Annotated in this window: 15 protein-coding genes and 1 pseudogene; 10 read left to right on the top strand and 6 right to left on the bottom strand. The window is 67.6% G+C overall.

Annotated elements, in window-relative coordinates; translation table 11 throughout:
- Positions 1–24: 24 nt before the first annotated feature.
- The 5 genes and pseudogenes from LT948_RS20650 to LT948_RS33365 form a co-directional block, all read left to right on the top strand.
- On the top strand, positions 25–1,332 hold the full coding sequence (locus LT948_RS20650; RefSeq protein WP_003090563.1) for an OprD family porin: 1,308 nt from the start codon (positions 25–27) through the stop codon (positions 1,330–1,332).
- A 2-nt stretch (positions 1,333–1,334) separates the two neighbouring features.
- Positions 1,335–2,924, top strand: a complete 1,590-nt coding sequence (locus LT948_RS20645) for an MFS transporter (RefSeq protein WP_003101515.1) — start codon at positions 1,335–1,337, stop codon at positions 2,922–2,924.
- A gap of 146 nt (positions 2,925–3,070) precedes the next feature.
- Positions 3,071–3,547: a type VI secretion system effector Tse2 gene (gene tse2, locus LT948_RS20640; protein ID WP_003090565.1), complete on the top strand. Its 477-nt coding sequence runs from the start codon at positions 3,071–3,073 to the stop codon at positions 3,545–3,547.
- Positions 3,548–3,556: 9 nt separating this feature from the next.
- Positions 3,557–3,790, top strand: coding sequence for a type IV secretion system immunity protein Tsi2 (gene tsi2 / locus LT948_RS20635; RefSeq protein ID WP_015502771.1), 234 nt, complete (start codon positions 3,557–3,559; stop codon positions 3,788–3,790).
- A gap of 131 nt (positions 3,791–3,921) precedes the next feature.
- Positions 3,922–4,032: pseudogene (locus tag LT948_RS33365) on the top strand (DUF6434 domain-containing protein); the annotation flags it as partial.
- Positions 4,033–4,071: 39 nt separating this feature from the next.
- Here LT948_RS33365 and LT948_RS20625 read toward each other — a convergent pair.
- The 5 genes from LT948_RS20625 to LT948_RS20605 form a co-directional block, all read right to left on the bottom strand.
- Entirely contained in the window at positions 4,072–5,091 is a 1,020-nt protein-coding gene (locus LT948_RS20625) for an AraC family transcriptional regulator (RefSeq protein WP_003101519.1), read from the bottom strand.
- 113 nt (positions 5,092–5,204) lie between these two features.
- A complete protein-coding gene (locus LT948_RS20620) occupies positions 5,205–6,386 on the bottom strand; it encodes a vWA domain-containing protein (RefSeq protein ID WP_003090569.1) in 1,182 nt (393 codons plus the stop codon).
- 48 nt (positions 6,387–6,434) lie between these two features.
- Positions 6,435–6,830 carry a GFA family protein gene (locus LT948_RS20615; RefSeq protein WP_003131045.1) on the bottom strand — a complete coding sequence of 132 codons (396 nt, stop codon included), beginning with the start codon at positions 6,828–6,830 and terminating at the stop codon, positions 6,435–6,437.
- Positions 6,831–6,894: 64 nt separating this feature from the next.
- Positions 6,895–7,740 carry an AAA family ATPase gene (locus tag LT948_RS20610; RefSeq protein ID WP_003090571.1) on the bottom strand — a complete coding sequence of 282 codons (846 nt, stop codon included), beginning with the start codon at positions 7,738–7,740 and terminating at the stop codon, positions 6,895–6,897.
- 162 nt (positions 7,741–7,902) lie between these two features.
- A complete protein-coding gene (locus LT948_RS20605; protein WP_003090572.1) occupies positions 7,903–8,988 on the bottom strand; it encodes a DUF748 domain-containing protein in 1,086 nt (361 codons plus the stop codon).
- Positions 8,989–9,108: 120 nt separating this feature from the next.
- On the opposite strand from LT948_RS20605, the gene cysK reads away from it, so the two are divergent.
- From cysK to LT948_RS20585, 4 genes are all read left to right on the top strand, one after another.
- Positions 9,109–10,083 (top strand): cysteine synthase A, encoded by a 975-nt coding sequence (gene cysK, locus LT948_RS20600; RefSeq protein ID WP_023091657.1) that lies wholly within the window; start codon positions 9,109–9,111, stop codon positions 10,081–10,083.
- A gap of 58 nt (positions 10,084–10,141) precedes the next feature.
- Positions 10,142–10,756, top strand: a complete 615-nt coding sequence (locus tag LT948_RS20595) for a LysE family translocator (protein ID WP_003090574.1) — start codon at positions 10,142–10,144, stop codon at positions 10,754–10,756.
- A 198-nt stretch (positions 10,757–10,954) separates the two neighbouring features.
- Positions 10,955–12,046 carry a polyamine ABC transporter substrate-binding protein gene (locus LT948_RS20590; RefSeq protein WP_003090575.1) on the top strand — a complete coding sequence of 364 codons (1,092 nt, stop codon included), beginning with the start codon at positions 10,955–10,957 and terminating at the stop codon, positions 12,044–12,046.
- Between the two features lie 419 nt (positions 12,047–12,465).
- On the top strand, positions 12,466–13,329 hold the full coding sequence (locus LT948_RS20585; RefSeq protein ID WP_003090576.1) for a DMT family transporter: 864 nt from the start codon (positions 12,466–12,468) through the stop codon (positions 13,327–13,329).
- A 47-nt stretch (positions 13,330–13,376) separates the two neighbouring features.
- Here the strand turns inward: LT948_RS20585 and LT948_RS20580 are convergent, their stop codons facing one another.
- Entirely contained in the window at positions 13,377–13,856 is a 480-nt protein-coding gene (locus LT948_RS20580; RefSeq protein WP_003090577.1) for a winged helix-turn-helix transcriptional regulator, read from the bottom strand.
- A gap of 353 nt (positions 13,857–14,209) precedes the next feature.
- Between LT948_RS20580 and LT948_RS20575 the strand changes: the two genes are divergently transcribed.
- Positions 14,210–16,519 carry a molybdopterin oxidoreductase family protein gene (locus LT948_RS20575; protein ID WP_073657339.1) on the top strand — a complete coding sequence of 770 codons (2,310 nt, stop codon included), beginning with the start codon at positions 14,210–14,212 and terminating at the stop codon, positions 16,517–16,519.
- Positions 16,520–16,526: the final 7 nt, after the last annotated feature.

Raw genomic sequence — 16,526 nt, 5'->3', positions numbered from 1 at the left:
CCCGCCTCGCCCGGAGTTTTCCCGATGATCCGCGTTCGACCGGTCGGCCGCCTGGCCCTTTTCCTGGCGCTGGGCGGCACCTCGCCGTGCCACGCCGCGACAGAGGAAGCCAAGGCACCCGACTACCTGGAGTGGCGCCTGCTCAACCGCAACTACTTCCTCTACAACGACTATCGCCGCGCGGACGCCGGGCGCGGCTACCGCAAGGAATGGGCACACGGCCTGATCGCCGACCTGGAGTCGGCCTATACTCCCGGCCGCGTCGGTTTCGGCCTCGATCTCCACGGCTTCGCCGGCTTCAAGCTCGACGGCGGACGTGGCCATGCCGGCACCGGCCTGTTGCCGCTGGACTCATCCGGCGATAACGCCAGCGAGTATTCCGACGCCGGCGCCGCACTCAAGCTGCGGCTCGGCGAGAGTCTGCTCAAGGTCGGCGAGATGACCGTCGAGACCCCGGTCTTCGATACCAGCGACAAGCGCCTGCAACCCCAGTACGCCAGGGGCTTCTTCCTGCAGAGCGACGACCTCGACCGCGTGCGGATCCAGGCCGGGCGCTTCACCGCCTTCAAGGAACAGGCCTCCAGCTCCGGCCATGGCGACTTCGACGGCTACGGCGCGAGCACCGCCGGCAGCGCCATCGGCTTCGCCGGCGCCAGCCTGGCGGCCAGCGACAACCTGAGCGGCTCGCTGTTCGCCGCGCAACTGGACAACGTCTGGCGCCAGGTCTATCTCAACATGAACCTGCAACGTGCCGCGTTCAGCCTGGATGGCAACCTCTATCGCACGCGCGACCAGGGCCGCAGCCGGGCCGGCGCGATCGACACCCTGGCCTACAGCCTGCAACTGAAGTACCGCGTCGGCGCGCAGGGTTTCTCCCTGGCCTACCAGCGTGTCCATGGGGATACGCCGTTCGACTTCGTCGGAGGTGACTCCATCTACCTCGCCAACTCGATCAAGTACGCCGATTTCAACGGTCCCGGAGAACGCTCCTGGCAGGCCCGCTACGACCTCGACCTGGCCCCGTTCGGCCTGCCGGGGCTGAGCTTCATGGCGCGTTACGTCAGCGGCCGCGCCATCGACGGCAGCCATGCGCCGGCCGGCGGCGCCTACAACCCGCTGGGCGCCGATGGCCGCTACCGGCCCTTGCAGGGCAGCGGCGGCAAGCACTGGGAGCGCGACCTCGACCTGCGCTACGTGTTCGCCTCGGGCCCGCTCAAGGATCTCTCGCTGAACGTCTCGCACCTCAGCCACCGGGCCAACGCGGCCCAGGCCGGCGACGACATCGACCGCCTCTACCTGATCGTCGAATACCCACTCAAAGGCTCGCTCTGACCATGACCGCACCCGCCGCCTCACCCTGGAGTCCCCTGCGCCAAGCCACCTTCCGCTGGCTATGGCTGGCCAGCATCGCCTCGAACATCGGCACCTGGATGCACGAGGTGGGCGCCGGCTGGCTGATGACCTCGCTCTCCGCCAGCCCGCTGAACGTGGCCCTGGTGCAGGTCGCCGGATCGCTGCCGATGTTCTTCCTGGCCCTGCCGGCCGGCGCCCTCGCCGATATCGTCGACAAGCGCCGCTACCTGCTCGGCGTGCAATTGTGGATGGCCTTGGTGGCCACCCTGCTGGCCAGCCTCACCCTGCTCCAGTTGACCAGCGTCTGGCTGCTGCTCGGCCTGACCCTGTGCATGGGCATCGGCACCGCGCTGATGATGCCGGCCTGGAGCGCCACCACTCCGGAACTGGTGGGCAAGGACGAACTGCCGGCGGCGGTGGCGCTGTCCAGTGTCGGGGTCAACCTGGCGCGGGCGGTCGGACCGGCCATCGCCGGGGTGCTGGTGAGCCTGGTCGGCCCCTGGCTGACCTTCGCCCTCAACGCCCTCTCCTTCTTCGCGGTGATCGCCGTGCTGCTGGCCTGGAAACGCGAGGCCGTGCCCTCGGTGCTGCCGGCGGAACGCCTGTTCGGCGCCCTGCGCGCCGGCTGGCGCTACAGCCGCAGCTCGAGGCCGCTGCAATCGGTGCTGGTGCGCGCGGTGGCGTTCTTCCTCGGCGCCAGCGCCGGCATGTCGCTGCTGCCCCTGATCGTGCGCGGCGAACTGCATGGCAACGCCATGGACTTCGGCCTGCTGCTGGGCAGCGTCGGCGTCGGCGCGGTGCTCGGCGCCGCGTTCCTGCCGCGCCTGCGCGAACGCCTCGGCAGCGACCGCCTGGTGCTGCTCTCCAGCGTGCTCTACGCACTGGTGCTAGTGGCCCTGGCGCTGCTGCGCAACCTCTATTTGCTGGTGCCGGTGATGCTGCTCAGCGGCGCGGCATGGATCGCCGTGCTCTCCAGCCTGCAGGTCGCCGCGCAGACCTCCGTGCCGGCCTGGGTCCGCGCCCGCGCGCTGGCGGTCTACATCCTGGTGTTCTTCGGCAGCATGGCCGCCGGCGGCGCCCTGTGGGGTCTGGTCGCCAGCCACCTGTCGATCACCTTCGCCCTGCTCTGCGCCAGCGCCGCGCTGCTGCTCGGCCTGTTCGCGTCGCTGCGCTGCCGGCTGCCGGTCACCGAGGCCGAGGACCTCGCGCCGTCGTTGCACTGGCCGGCGCCACTGGTCGACGAAGAGGTGGACCAGGAACGCGGCCCGGTGATGGTCACCCTCGAGTACGACATCGACCCGCAGGACGCCGCGGCATTCCAGGCGGCGATGGTCGAGGTGCGCGCCATGCGTCGGCGCAACGGCGCGGTGTCCTGGGGGCTGGTCCAGGACAGCGGCAACCGTCGCCTGTGGCTGGAGTTCTTCATCGACGAATCCTGGCTGGAGCACCTGCGCCACCACCAGCGGGTGACCCGCGGCGAGTTGCGGGTCGAGGCCGCCGCCCGGCGCTTCCAGAGCGCCGGCGTGGAGGTGCGCATCCGCCATTACCTGCACGGCGCGGCCAGGCCTTGAGCCTCCCGGGCGACGGTCGTCGCCTGCCCCTGGCGGATCCGCCCACGGCTGTTATCCTGCTCGCCAATGGCGCCACAAGGACGGTGGCCGGCAGCGATGCCGCGCACCCGCGGCGCCGCGAACGCAACCCACAGGGAAGTCCACGCATGTCCTACGACTACGAGAAAACCAGCCTCACCCTCTACCGGGCGGTATTCAAGGCCAACTACGACGGCGACGTCGGTCGCTACCTGCGCCCCGACCAGGAACTCGCCGAGGCTGCGGAAGTCGCCCCGCTGCTGCATCCGACCTTCGACAGCCCCAACACCCCTGGCGTCCCCGCCCGCGCGCCGGACATCGTCGCCGGCCGCGACGGCCTCTACGCCCCGGACACCGGCGGCACCTCGGTGTTCGACCGCGCCGGCGTGCTGCGCCGCGCCGACGGCGACTTCGTGATACCCGACGGCACCGACATCCCGCCGGACCTTAAGGTGAAACAGGACAGCTACAACAAGCGCCTGCAAGCCACCCACTACACCATCATGCCGGCCAAGCCGATGTACCGGGAGGTCCTCATGGGCCAACTGGACAACTTCGTGCGCAACGCCATCCGCCGCCAATGGGAAAAAGCCCGCGGGCTCTAGGAGTGAACCATGAACCTGAAACCCCAGACCCTGATGGTGGCGATCCAGTGCGTCGCCGCGCGCACCCGCGAACTCGACGCTCAGTTGCAGAACGACGACCCGCAGAACGCCGCTGAACTCGAACAGTTGCTGGTCGGCTACGACCTCGCCGCCGACGACCTGAAGAACGCCTACGAGCAAGCCCTGGGCCAATACAGCGGCCTGCCGCCCTATGACCGGCTGATCGAAGACCCGGCGTCCTGACGACCCGTGGGCGGGCCATCGTTGGCCTGCCCGCTCCAGCGCGCGCAGAGAAACGACAGATGGTCTTCGGCTGGCACGGCGACACCATCACCCGCGACACCGCAGTGTGCCGCGACTAGCGCAACGCCCAGGACGTACGGCGCTTCCTCGTCGGGCTGTGCGGCGCCGACTTCCGCTTCGATCGTGCCTTCATGGCCGGGATTGGCGACGGCGCGACAAAGACCCTGGGCGAGGTGGCGGACGAACGGCGGCGGCGCCAGCCCCTCCGCCTGAGCGAACGCTCAGGCGCGAAAATGGCTCGGCGGCTGGCCGCTCCAGCGCTGGAAGGCATGGCGCAGGCTGGCGGTCTCGCTGAAGCCGAGTTCCTCGGCGATCCGGTAGATCGGCATGTCGCCGCTCTGCAACAGCTCCTTGGCGCGGGCGAAGCGCAGCTCGTCGAGCAGTTGCTGGTAGCTGGTGCGCTGCTGCTGCAAGTGCCGGCGCAGGCTGCGCGACGAACAGTTCAGGCGCCGCGCCAGTTCCTCCAGGCCCGGCGGGTCCTGCAGGCGCTCGGCGAGGATCGCCCGGACCTTGTCCAGCCAGGCGCGGCGCGCGGCCAGGTCGATGTTCTGCCGCCGGCACTGTTCCAGCATCTCCCGGTGGGTCACCGGGTCGGCCAGCGGCAACGGGCGCTCCAGCCATTCGGCGGCGAAGCCGATGGCGCTGCGCTCGCGTTCGAAGTGCAACTCGCAGGCGAAACCCTCGGCGTAGGCCCGCGCCATCGCCTCGTCGCCGGCATAGTCGAAGGCCGCTTCCAGCAAGGGCAGCGGCTGGCCGAGCAGGTCGGCGCAGGTGACCTTCAACGAGCCCAGGCAAAGCTCGGTGTTGAATGGCCGCAGCGCCTCGTCCTCGCCGTAGCCGGTGGCCACCAGCCAGGCGCGGCCGTCGGCGACCTCCAGCGACAGGTGGAAGTAGGTGCCGAGCAAGACCGGATAGCTGAGGCCGATGCGCAGCGCCTCGCCGAGGGTCGGCGCGGAGAGCAGCGCGTAGCCGAGCAGGCCGTAGGCGGAAATCCGCGTGCGCAGCCCCAGGCGCAGGCCGAGGGCCGGCTCGTCGCTGAGCCGGCAGGCGTTGGCGAACACCTGCTGCTCCTGCCAGGGGCTGATCAGGCGCCGCAGGTCGAGCAGGTCGGCGGGGGTGATGCCACTGCCTTCGAGCAGTTGCTCGCGGGCGAACCCTTCCTTCTCCAACAGCGAGAGAGTGAGGGTCGACATGTGCAGCGAGTTGAGCCAGGTGGCGCGGGAGAAGGTCGAGTCGATCATGGCGTGCCCATCGTTACCGGTGGCCGCGCCGCGCTGTTACCGCGCGGACGGGATACACAGGGTAGGCAAGTTGCGTGCCGCCGCGCCTGTCGCCGGTCCCGCAGGCAGTTGGCTCAACCGCGCGAGAGGAAGCGCATGCCCTCCTCCAGGCCGCTCAGGGTCAACGGATACATCTGTTCCTTGACCAGTTCGCGGACCAGGCCGGTGGACGCCGTGTAGTTCCAGGTGTCCTTCGGATAGGGGTTGATCCAGATGAGCTTCTTGTACTTCTCCATGAAGCGCTGCATCCAGACGTAACCGGCTTCCTCGTTCCAGTGCTCGACGCTGCCACCGGCCTGGGTGATCTCGTAGGGCGCCATCGCCGCGTCGCCGACGAACACCACCTTGTAGTCCGGACCGTACTTGTGCAGCAGGTCGAAGGTGGCGGTGCGTTCGCTGCTGCGGCGCAGGTTGTTCTTCCACACCGACTCGTAGATGAAGTTGTGGAAGTAGAAATACTCCAGGTGCTTGAACTCGGTCTTGCAGGCCGAGAACAGCTCCTCGCAGACCTTGACGTGGGCGTCCATCGAGCCGCCGATGTCCAGCAGCAGCAACAGCTTCACCGTGTTGCGCCGCTCCGGGCGCATCTGGATGTTGAGCAGCCCGGCGTCCTTCGCGGTGTGGTCGATGGTGCCGTCGATGTCCAGCTCCTCCGCCGCGCCCTCACGGGCGAACTTGCGCAGGCGCCGCAGGGCGATCTTGATGTTGCGCGTACCCAGTTCGACCTGGTCGTCGAGGTTCTTGTATTCGCGCTGGTCCCAGACCTTGGCCGCCTTGCCCTGGCGCTTGCCGGCGTCGCCGACGCGGACGCCCTCCGGGTTGAAGCCGCCGGAGCCGAACGGACTGGTACCGCCGGTACCGATCCACTTGTTACCACCGGCATGGCGCTCCTTCTGTTCCTCGAGGCGTTTCTTGAACTCCTCGATCAGCTTGTCCAGGCCGCCGAGGGACTGGATCTGCGCCTTTTCCTCGTCGGTCAGCAGGCGCTCGAACTCCTTGCGCAGCCATTCCTCGGGGATCAGCGCCTTGAGGTGGTCGTCGAGCTTCTCCAGGCCCTTGAAGTAGGCGCCGAAGGCCCGGTCGAACTTGTCGAAGTGGCGCTCGTCCTTGACCATGATGGTGCGCGCCAGGTAGTAGAACTCGTCCATGTCGGCGAACACCACGCGGTGCTTCAGGGCGTCGATCAGGTCGAGCAGCTCGCGCACCGACACAGGCACCTTGGCTGCGCGCATTTCGTTGAACAGGTTGAGCAGCATGGCTGCGACCTCGTCTGTTGTCCGTTGATCCCGGCGCGCGAGCGCCGGTCAGTATTGGTGTTCCTGCGGCAGGTCGTCGGCGATGACGTACCAGTCGGCTTTCGAACCCACGTAGATGTGCCGCTGCGCTACCGATGGCAGCGGCGAGTCGAGGGTGCCGAGGGCGATAGAGGTGTACGTCGGGTCCTCGTTGCCACCAAGCCACTGCAGGTTCGATCCGCAGTGGCGGCAGAAGGTACGGGTGACGCCTGGCGACGAGTGGTATTCGGCCACCGCGTCCGCCCCGGCGACATAGCGGAACGCCTCGCGGCGCACCTTGCCGTAGGTGGCGAACGCCGCGCCGTGGGCCTTGCGGCACTGGCTGCAATGACAATGGCTGGCCGATTCGATGGGCGCGTCGATCTCGTAACGTACCGCGCCGCACAGGCAACTTCCGCTGAGCATGGGATGTTCCTCCGCTGTCTGGCGTGCCGCCCCGCGGCCCTTTCCCCGGAAAGGGCCGCCGCACTCAGCGGCTGGCGCGGCGGCTCATGAACGCCAGGCGCTCGAGAAGCTGCACGTCCTGCTCGTTCTTCACCAGGGCGCCGGCCAGCGGCGGGATCGCCTTGGTCGGATCGCGTTCGCGCAGCACCGCTTCGCCGATCTCGTCGGCCATCAGCAGCTTCAGCCAGTCGACCAGCTCGGAAGTCGAAGGTTTCTTTTTCAGGCCGGGCACCTTGCGCACGTCGAAGAAGATGTCCAGCGCCTCGCTGACCAGCGACTGCTTGATGTTCGGGTAGTGCACGTCGACGATCTTCTGCAACGTCTCGCGGTCGGGGAAGGCGATGTAGTGGAAGAAACAGCGGCGCAGGAAGGCGTCGGGCAGTTCCTTCTCGTTGTTCGAGGTGATGATGATGATCGGGCGCTGCTTCGCCTTGATGGTTTCGTTGGTCTCGTAGACGTAGAACTCCATCTTGTCGAGTTCCTGCAACAGGTCGTTGGGGAACTCGATGTCGGCCTTGTCGATCTCGTCGATCAGCAGGATCACCCGCTCCTCGGCCTCGAAGGCCTCCCAGAGCTTGCCCTTCTTGATGTAGTTGCGCACGTCGTGGACCTTGTCCACGCCCAGCTGCGAATCGCGCAGGCGGCTTACCGCATCGTACTCGTAGAGGCCCTGGTGGGCCTTGGTGGTGGACTTGATGTGCCAGGTGATCAGCTTGGCGCCGAAGGACTCGGCCAACTGCTCGGCGAGCATGGTCTTGCCGGTGCCCGGTTCGCCCTTCACCAGCAGCGGCCGCTGCAGGGTGATGGCGGCGTTGACCGCGAGCTTGAGGTCGTCGGTGGCGACGTAGGACTGGGTGCCTTCGAACTTCATCAGGAAATCCTCGAACGGTAACGCCCTGGCTGGAAAACCGGGCAGTTCAGTATTGTTTGAAAACCCGACTATAACGCGGGGACAAGCGCACTGTGAACGCAGACGGGTCATTCAGTCACTGAATGCCCGGCCACCTCGCGACCCGCCGTTCCGCCCGCGTCTTCAGCCGTCGTCGTCGCGCGTCGCCGGGGAACGCTCGAAACGAGCGTTGAACGCCTCGACGAACGCGTTGCGGAGAATCCCGAGGAACGCCTGGAACGCGCTGACGTCCCGCTGGTGGATATTACCGCTCAGGCTCACACGGGTTGCGAACTGGTCTTTGCGCTGGTTCTTCAGCACCGTCTCGCCCCCGCCGACCAGCGCCTCCCACACCGAGCGGAACAGGTTCTTGTCGCCATCCTCCACGTCCTGCCGCCAGTTGAACACGTCCACGTCGCGCAGCAGCGGCTTGATGTAGCCATCCAACTGGCCGCGCTTAGCCTGGGCCTCCAGCACCAGGTCGCCGGTGCCGGCATTGAAGTCGAACTTGCCATAGGCGCTGGCGAAGTCGTTGAGCCGCTTCAGCTCGACCCGGGTGACCCGCAGGCGCAGGTCGAAGTCCTCGAAGTCGCTCAGCGGGTCGAAATGCGCCGCCACTTCCAGCGGCGCCTGGCCGAGTATCCGCGCCGTGCCTTCGAGACGCGCCGGCCGCTCGCCCCGGGCGTCGGCCACGTTGGTCAGGTTATAGATGCTGGCGTTGAGCGCCGAGGCGTGCAGGTTTACCGGCGGCTTCGAAGTGAAGTTGCGGAAACGCAGGGTGCCGTCCACCACCCGCACCTCGTTGAGGGTGATCGGCAGCAGCTTGTCCAGTTGCTCGCGCCAGTCGGTGCCGGCACCGGTCTGCGAGGCGTCGCGGTCGCCGCCGGCATCGACGAAGTTGAGCTGCGGACGCTCGAAGACCACCCGCGCCACTACTGCGTGATCATCCCAGAGCGCCTGCCAGCTCACCGACAGGTCGATGCTCGGCGCGTCGAGGAACGGCACCGGCACCTTGCCGTTGTCCTTGACGATGCTCAGCCCGTCGATCCGATACGCGCCGCGCCAGAGCGCCAGGTCGACGTCGGCGATGTGCCCACGGTAGTCGCCCATGTCGGCCAGCTTGCCGTTCAGGTAGTCGCGCACCAGGTACGGCAGCGCCAGGTGCAGCGCCAGCAACAACAGAAGCAGCGCCGCCAGGCTGCCCAGGGGAATGGCATAGCGTTTCTTCATCGGTACGGCCCTCCTGGACAGTGGACACGCGCGGCGCGCCGCTGGTTCGAACGCGTCTGGACGCGCGGGCGGGGGCGGAATAGGCTGATTGATCTTTCTCCATGCGACAAGGACACCATCATGAGCCGCATCTTCGCAGACAACGCGCAGTCCATCGGCAACACGCCGCTGGTCCAGATCAACCGCATCGCCCCGCGCGGCGTCACCATCCTGGCCAAGATCGAAGGGCGCAACCCCGGCTATTCGGTGAAGTGCCGGATCGGCGCGAACATGATCTGGGATGCCGAAGCCAGCGGCAGACTGAAGTCCGGCATGACCCTGGTCGAGCCGACCTCCGGCAACACCGGCATCGGCCTCGCCTTCGTCGCCGCCGCGCGTGGCTACAAACTGATCCTGACCATGCCGGCGTCGATGAGCCTGGAGCGACGCAAGGTGCTCAAGGCGCTGGGCGCGGAGCTGGTCCTGACCGAACCGGCGAAGGGCATGAAGGGTGCGATCCAGAAGGCCGAGGAACTGGTCGCGGGGGATCCCGGGAAGTACTTCATGCCGCAGCAGTTCGACAACCCGGCCAACCCGGCGATCCATGAGAAGACCACCGGCCCGGAGATCTGGAACGATACCGAGGGCGCGGTGGACGTGCTGGTTTCCGGGGTCGGCACCGGCGGCACCCTCACCGGCGTCTCGCGCTACATCAAGAACACCCGGGGCAAGCCGATCCTCGCCGTGGCGGTGGAGCCGGTGACCTCGCCGGTGATCAGCCAGACCCTCGCCGGCGAGGAGGTCAAGCCCGCCCCGCACAAGATCCAGGGCATCGGCGCCGGCTTCGTGCCGAAGAACCTCGACCTGTCGCTGGTCGACCGGGTCGAGAAGATCGGCGACGACGAAGCGAAGAGCATGGCGCTGCGCCTGATGCAGGAAGAAGGCATCCTCTGCGGCATCTCCTCCGGCGCGGCGATGGCCGCCGCGGTGCGCCTGGCCGAGGAGCCGAACATGCAGGGCAAGACCATCGTGGTGATCCTCCCCGATTCCGGCGAGCGCTATCTTTCGAGCATGCTCTTCGACGGCCTGTTCAGCGAACAGGAACTGACCCAGTAACCACCGACCCGCGGCGCCGCAGCGAACCGGCGCCGCCTTGCGCCAGGCGTATCGAATCATGCTGGAAACCTCGCTCTTCGTAGCCACCCTCGCCACCCTGGGCATGCTCTCGCCCGGCCCGGACTTCTTCCTGATCATCCGCAACGCGGCGCGCTACCAGCGCTCGGCGGCGATGATGACCTCGCTGGGGGTGATCCTCGGCGTGGCCACCCACATGGCCTACTGCGTCGCCGGCCTGGCGGTGCTGATCACCACCACGCCGTGGCTGTTCAACGCGCTGAAGTACACCGGCGCGGTCTACCTGATCTGGATCGGCATCCAGGCCCTGCGCTCGCGCGGCGGCGGCACGCTCGACCTGGCGGTCGGCGGCGTGCAGCGCGTCGGCCACTGGAGCGCGTTCCTCCAGGGCTACCTGTGCAACCTGCTCAACCCCAAGGCCACGCTGTTCTTCCTCGCCGTGTTCACCCAGGTGCTGAGCCTGGACTCCAGCTTCGCCGAGAAGCTCTGGTACGCCGGCATCATCGTCGGCCTCGCCGCACTCTGGTGGCCGCTGCTGGTGGTGCTGATCCAGAGCGCGGTGGTGCGCCGCGGCCTGGCCAGGGCCCAGGGGGTGGTGGACAAGCTGCTCGGCGGCCTGCTGATCGCCCTCGGGGTCAAGGTCGCCCTGAGTTGAGGCAGGCGGGCGGAGCGACGCCCCGCTGCGGTGCCGGCGCCTGTCTGCGGGCCCGCAGGTAAAAGCCGCCCCTTTCCTCGCTTCCGGCAACGCGGGATAAAACCCGGGTGCCGGCCAGCGTTGCCGGCGCCCCCTGAGCGCCGGCGGCGAACCAGTCCGTCGCCGACGCTGTCGTCAGCCGACAGGACACCTACAACAATGAAGACCCGCATCGCTTCCCTCACCCTCCTCGCCCTCGCTTGCGGCAGCGGCGCAACCCTCGCCGCGGACAACCTGAAGATCTACAACTGGTCCGAATACATCGCTCCCGAAACCGTGGCGAACTTCGCCAAGGAAACCGGCATCCAGGCCACCTACGACGTCTACGACAGCAACGAGACCCTCGACGGCAAGCTGATGACCGGCCAATCCGGCTACGACGTGGTATTCCCGTCGAACCACTTCATGGCCAAGCAGATCCAGGCCGGCGCCCTGAAGAAGCTGGACAAGTCCCAGCTGCCCAACTGGAAGAACCTCAACCCGGTGCTGCTCAAGGCCCTGGAGGTCAACGATCCGGGCAACCAGTACGGCTTCCCCTACCTCTGGGGCACCACCGGCATCGGCTACAACCCGGCGAAGATCAAGGCGGTGCTCGGCGACGACGCGCCGCTGGACTCCTGGGATATATTCTTCAAGCCCGAATACATGCAGAAACTGAGCAAGTGCGGGGTGGCGGTGCTGGACAACGGCCCCGAGCTGCTGCCCATCACCCTCAACTACCTCGGCCTGCCACACCACAGCCAGAAGGCCGACGACTACAAGCAGGCCCAGGCGGCGCTGCTGAAGGTGCGCCCGTACATCCGCTACTTCCACTCCTCGAAGTACGTCAGCGACCTGGCCAACGGCGAGATCTGCATGGTGGTCGGTTTCTCCGGCGACATCCTGCAGGCCGCGACCCGCGCCAAGGAGGCCAACAACGGCGTGGAAGTGCGCTACTCGACGCCGAAGGAAGGCTCGCCGCTGTGGTTCGACATGGTCTCGATGCCGGTCGACGCGCCCGACGAGAAGGCCGGCTACGCCTTCATGAACTACCTGCTGCGTCCCGAGGTGATGGCCGCGATCAGCAACCATGTGCACTACGCCAACGGCAACCTGGCCGCCGACCCGCTGGTGGACGCCGAGATCAAGGCCGACCCGGCGATCTACCCGCCGCAGGAGAAGATGGCCAAGCTGTTCGCCCTCGAGTCCATGCCGCAGAAGATCGACCGCGTGCGCACGCGCACCTGGAACACGGTGAAGACCGGCAAGTGAAGCCCGGCGCCGGCCCGGTTTGTCGCCGGGCTGGCGTTTTAGCGCAAGGCTCGCCCACAGGCTCGTCAAATCCCGGACGGCCCGCTATAGTCCCTCTCGTTGTCTTCATCGACCGGATAGCCTCCATGAACCAGCGCTCGCACAGCTCGCTCCCCGCCCTTCCGGTAGCCACCGGCGAGGTCGGCGCGCTCCAGCCGTGCGCCAGCCTGGGCTGCGTTTCCCCTCCTGTAGTCGCCTCGCCGCCGCCTCCCCCTCCCGGTTCGGCCGCCTGCCCGCCGCCGGGCGTCAGTCCCTGACGAGCGCGGTAGCGCCCCAACGCCCTTCCACAGCCCGCCGCAAGCAGCGCCATCCGCTGCCGAAGCGTGCCGTCCGCCGCCGGCCCGAGCCCGCGGCATGCCCGACTACAAGGTGGCAGATCCATGTTTGCACTGAACAAATCCGCACTGGCCGGCCTGGCCAGCACCAGCCTCTTCGTCCTGCTCTGGAGCAGCGGGGCCATCGCCTCGAAATGGGGCCTGGCGCATTCCTCGCCGTTCGCCTTCCTGGTGTTCCGCTTCGGCATCGCCCTGGCCTGCCTGCTGCCGCTCGCCCCGCTGCTCAGGCTGCGCACGCCGCGCAGCGCGCGTGAGCGCGGCAAGGCCCTGCTCACCGGCCTGGTGATGCTGGGGATCTATCCGATCTTCTATATCTTCTCGCTGAAGCTGCAGGTCACTCCCGGCATGATGGCGACCATCCTCGGCGTGCAACCGATCCTCACCGCCGTCATCCTCGAACGCCGGCAGTCGCCGGCGCGCCTGTTCGGCCTGCTGCTGGGCCTGGCCGGCCTGGTGCTGGTGGTCTACCAGGGCATCGGCCTGGCCGGGATGTCCACGGCCGGCATCCTCTGCGCACTGCTGGCGCTGGCCGGCGTCACCGGCGGCTCGATCATGCAGAAGGGCATCCGCGAGAACCCGCTGGGCACCCTGCCCCTGCAGTACCTCGCCGGCCTCGGCCTGTGCCTGGCGTTCGTGCCCTTCCAGCCGTTCGAGTTCGAATGGAACGCCGGCTTCCTGGTCCCCGCACTGTGGATGGGCGTCGTGGTCTCGGTGGGCGCGACCCTGCTGCTCTACCGGCTGATCGCCCAGGGCAACCTGGTCAACGTCACCAGCCTGTTCTACCTGGTGCCGGCGGTGACCGCGATCATGGACTTCATGGTCTTCGGCAACCGCCTCGGCTGGCTCAGCCTGCTGGGCATGGGGCTGATCGTGGTGGGTCTGATGTTCGTCTTCCGCAAGGCCGGCTGAGCGAACCGAGCGGGTCGCGGCCCGCCCATGGCAGAGCGCGCGCGGATTCAGTTCTGCGCGAGCTTGCCAGCCATCGCCGCGAACCCCGGCCCCGGCACCGCCGTCACATCGCGCGATCCCACCGGCTCGCCGCACTCCGGGCAGACCATGGTCGGCCGGAACTTGTGGCCACAGGCCTTGTGCACATACTCCACCGGAGCGCCGCGGCCCTCGTCGAGCCAGCGGTCGCCCCAGTTGGCCAGGGCCAGCAGCACCGGATGCAGGTCGTGGCCCATCTCGGTGAGGCGGTATTCGTAGCGCGGCGGTCGCTCCTGGTAAGGCACCTTCTTCAGCGCGCCCGCCTCCACCAGCCGGCTCAGGCGGTCGGCCAGTACCTGGCGGGTGACCCCGAGGCTGGCCTGGAACTCATCGAAGCGGCGCATGCCGAGAAAGCAGTTGCGCAGGATCAGCAGCGTCCAGCGATCGCCGAGGATCGCCAGGCTGCGCGCCATCGAACAGGGCGTTTCGCCGACTTCTTGCCATTTCATGGGGTTCTCCCGGAAAAACCTCCGTCCATTCTAGGGGGCCGCTTCGGAGCTTGACCAGTTCCAAATTGGAACTTAGTATCCGGCCGAAAAGGTCATGGACCCGGCGCGCTCCTGGCAGGATCGGACAAACCAGCACTACGGACGGGTCCCATATCAGTGTCCGCGTAGTAAGTTCCAATTCGGAACTGTAGAAGCGTCGAGCATGAGAGGGAAAGGCCGATACGACGGGGTTCCGTGTGCCGCCCGCGCGTCGTCCTTGCAGCACAGCGTCAGGCAGTCCCGAAAGAACGAAGCCCGCACGGCTGGGGTGCGCCCCAGGTTGCGCCGGCAACGACAACAACGAGGAACACACCGTGACTACGCCGTCCCCGCAATGGAAGAAGACCGCCTGTATCCTCTGCAGCCTCAACTGCGGGCTGGAAGTGCAGACCGAGAATGGCCGCATCAGCAAGATCCGCGGCGATGACGACCACCCCGCCTCGCAGGGCTACGTCTGCGAGAAATCGCAGCGCATGGACTACTACCAGAACGGCGCCGACCGCCTGGACACGCCGATGCGCCGGCGCCCCGATGGCAGCTACGAAGCCATCGACTGGGACACGGCGATCCGCGAGGTGGCGGAGAAGTTCCTCGCCATCAAGCGCAGGCATGGCGGCGAAAGCATCCTCTACTACGGCGGCGGCGCGCAGGGCAACCACCTCGGCGGCGCCTACGGCGACAGCACGCTGAAGGCCCTCGGGGTGAAGTACCGCTCCAACGCCCTGGCCCAGGAAAAGACCGGCGAGTTCTGGGTCCAGGGCAAGATGTTCGGTACCGGCGTGCACGGCGACTTCGAGCATTGCGAGGTGGCCATCCTGATCGGCAAGAATCCCTGGCAATCCCATGGTTTCGCCCGCGCCCGCGTGCTGCTCAACGCCATGGCCAAGGACCCCGCGCGCTCGATCATCGTGATCGACCCGCGCCTGAGCGAAACCGCCGCCCTGGCCGACTTCCACCTGCAGATCCGTCCGGGCACCGACGCCTGGTGCCTGGCGGCGCTGGTCGGGATCATCGTCCAGGACGGGATGCTGGCGCGCGACTGGCTGGCCGAGCACACCAGCGGCTACGAGCACATCGTCGACGAACTGAACGCCATCCCGGTGGCCTACTGCGCCGAGACCTGCGGGGTGGCGGAAGACAAGCTGCGCGCCGCCGCCCGGCGGATCGCCAGCGCCAGCAGCGTATCGGCGCTGGAAGACCTGGGCATGCAGATGAACCTGCACTCGACCCTCGGCAGCTACCTGCAACGCCTGGTCTGGTTGCTCACCGGCCATTACGGGCGCCCCGGCACCAGCAACGCCTTCGTGCCCTTCCTCTCGCTGTCCAAGGCGAGCAAGGGCGATACCTCGATGGGCAAGAGGGGCGCGCCACGCGTCGAGAAGCGCAGCCCGGTGGCCAATGCCAAGATCATCATCGGCCTGATTCCCTGCAACGTGATTCCAGAGGAAATCCTCACCGACCATCCCAAGCGCTATCGCGCCATGCTGGTGGAGACCGGCAACCCGCTGCATTCGCTGGCCGATAGCCAGCGCATGCGCGAAGCCATGCGCGCCCTGGAGTTGTCGGTGGTGATCGACGTGGCCATGACCGAGACCGCGCGCCACGCCGACTATGTGTTGCCGGCGGCGAGCCAGTTCGAAAAGGCCGAGGCGACCTTCTTCAACCTGGAATTCCCGCGCAACGCCTTCCATCTGCGCGCGCCGCTGTTCCCGGCGCGCCCCGGCACCCTGCCGGAAGCGGAGATCCACGCCCGCCTGCTGGAAGCCATGGGCGTGCTCGGCGAGAAAGACTACCGGCCGTTGCGCCTGGCCCTGAAGCTCGGGCGCAAGGCGTTCTCGGCGGCTTTCCTCGCCGCCGCGGCGACCCGCCCCAAGGTCATGAAATACGCGCCGGTCCTGCTCTACCGTACCCTCGGCCCGACCCTGCCCGCCGGCATGGAAGCGGCCGCGGCGATCTGGGGCATCTGCCAACTGCACGTGCTGAACAACCGCAAGACCGCTGCCCGCGCCGGCTTCGACGGCTTGCCGCCGCTGGCCGCCGACCGCCTGTTCCAGGCCATGCTCGACAACTCGTCCGGGGTGGTCTTCGCCGAAACCACCTACGCCGAAAGCTGGCAGGCCGTCGCCCGTCCCGAACAGCGGATCAACCTGCACATCCCCGAACTGTTGCCGGAACTGGCCAAGCTCGCCCACAGCGCGCCACCCCACGATCCGGCCTACCCGTTCATCCTCGCCGCCGGCGAGCGGCGCAGCGACACCAGCAATACCGCCGTGCGCGACACCGGCTGGCACCGCCGCGGGCGCTACGGCACCCTGCGCATCAGCCCGCAGGACGCCGAGGCGCTGGGCTGCGCCGACGGCGAGGTGCTGCGCGTGGTGACCCGCCGCGGCGACGTCGAGGCGGAAGTGGAGATCAGCGACATGATGCAGCCGGGCAATATTTCCCTGCCCAACGGCCAGGGCCTGGACTACCGCAACGCCGAGGGCGAGGTGGTGCGCCGGGGCGTGGCGCCCAACGAGGTGACCGACTGCACCCAGCGCGACTTCCTCGCCGGCACGCCCTGGCACAAGTACGTGCCGGCGCGCCTGGAACGGCTGGCGACGCCCGCCGCTACGAACGCCTGAGCCAGGG

Source organism: Pseudomonas sp. CP-1, from assembly GCF_021213715.1.
GTDB lineage: Bacteria > Pseudomonadota > Gammaproteobacteria > Pseudomonadales > Pseudomonadaceae > Pseudomonas > Pseudomonas aeruginosa.
This window is presented reverse-complemented; position numbering and strand designations above follow the sequence as displayed.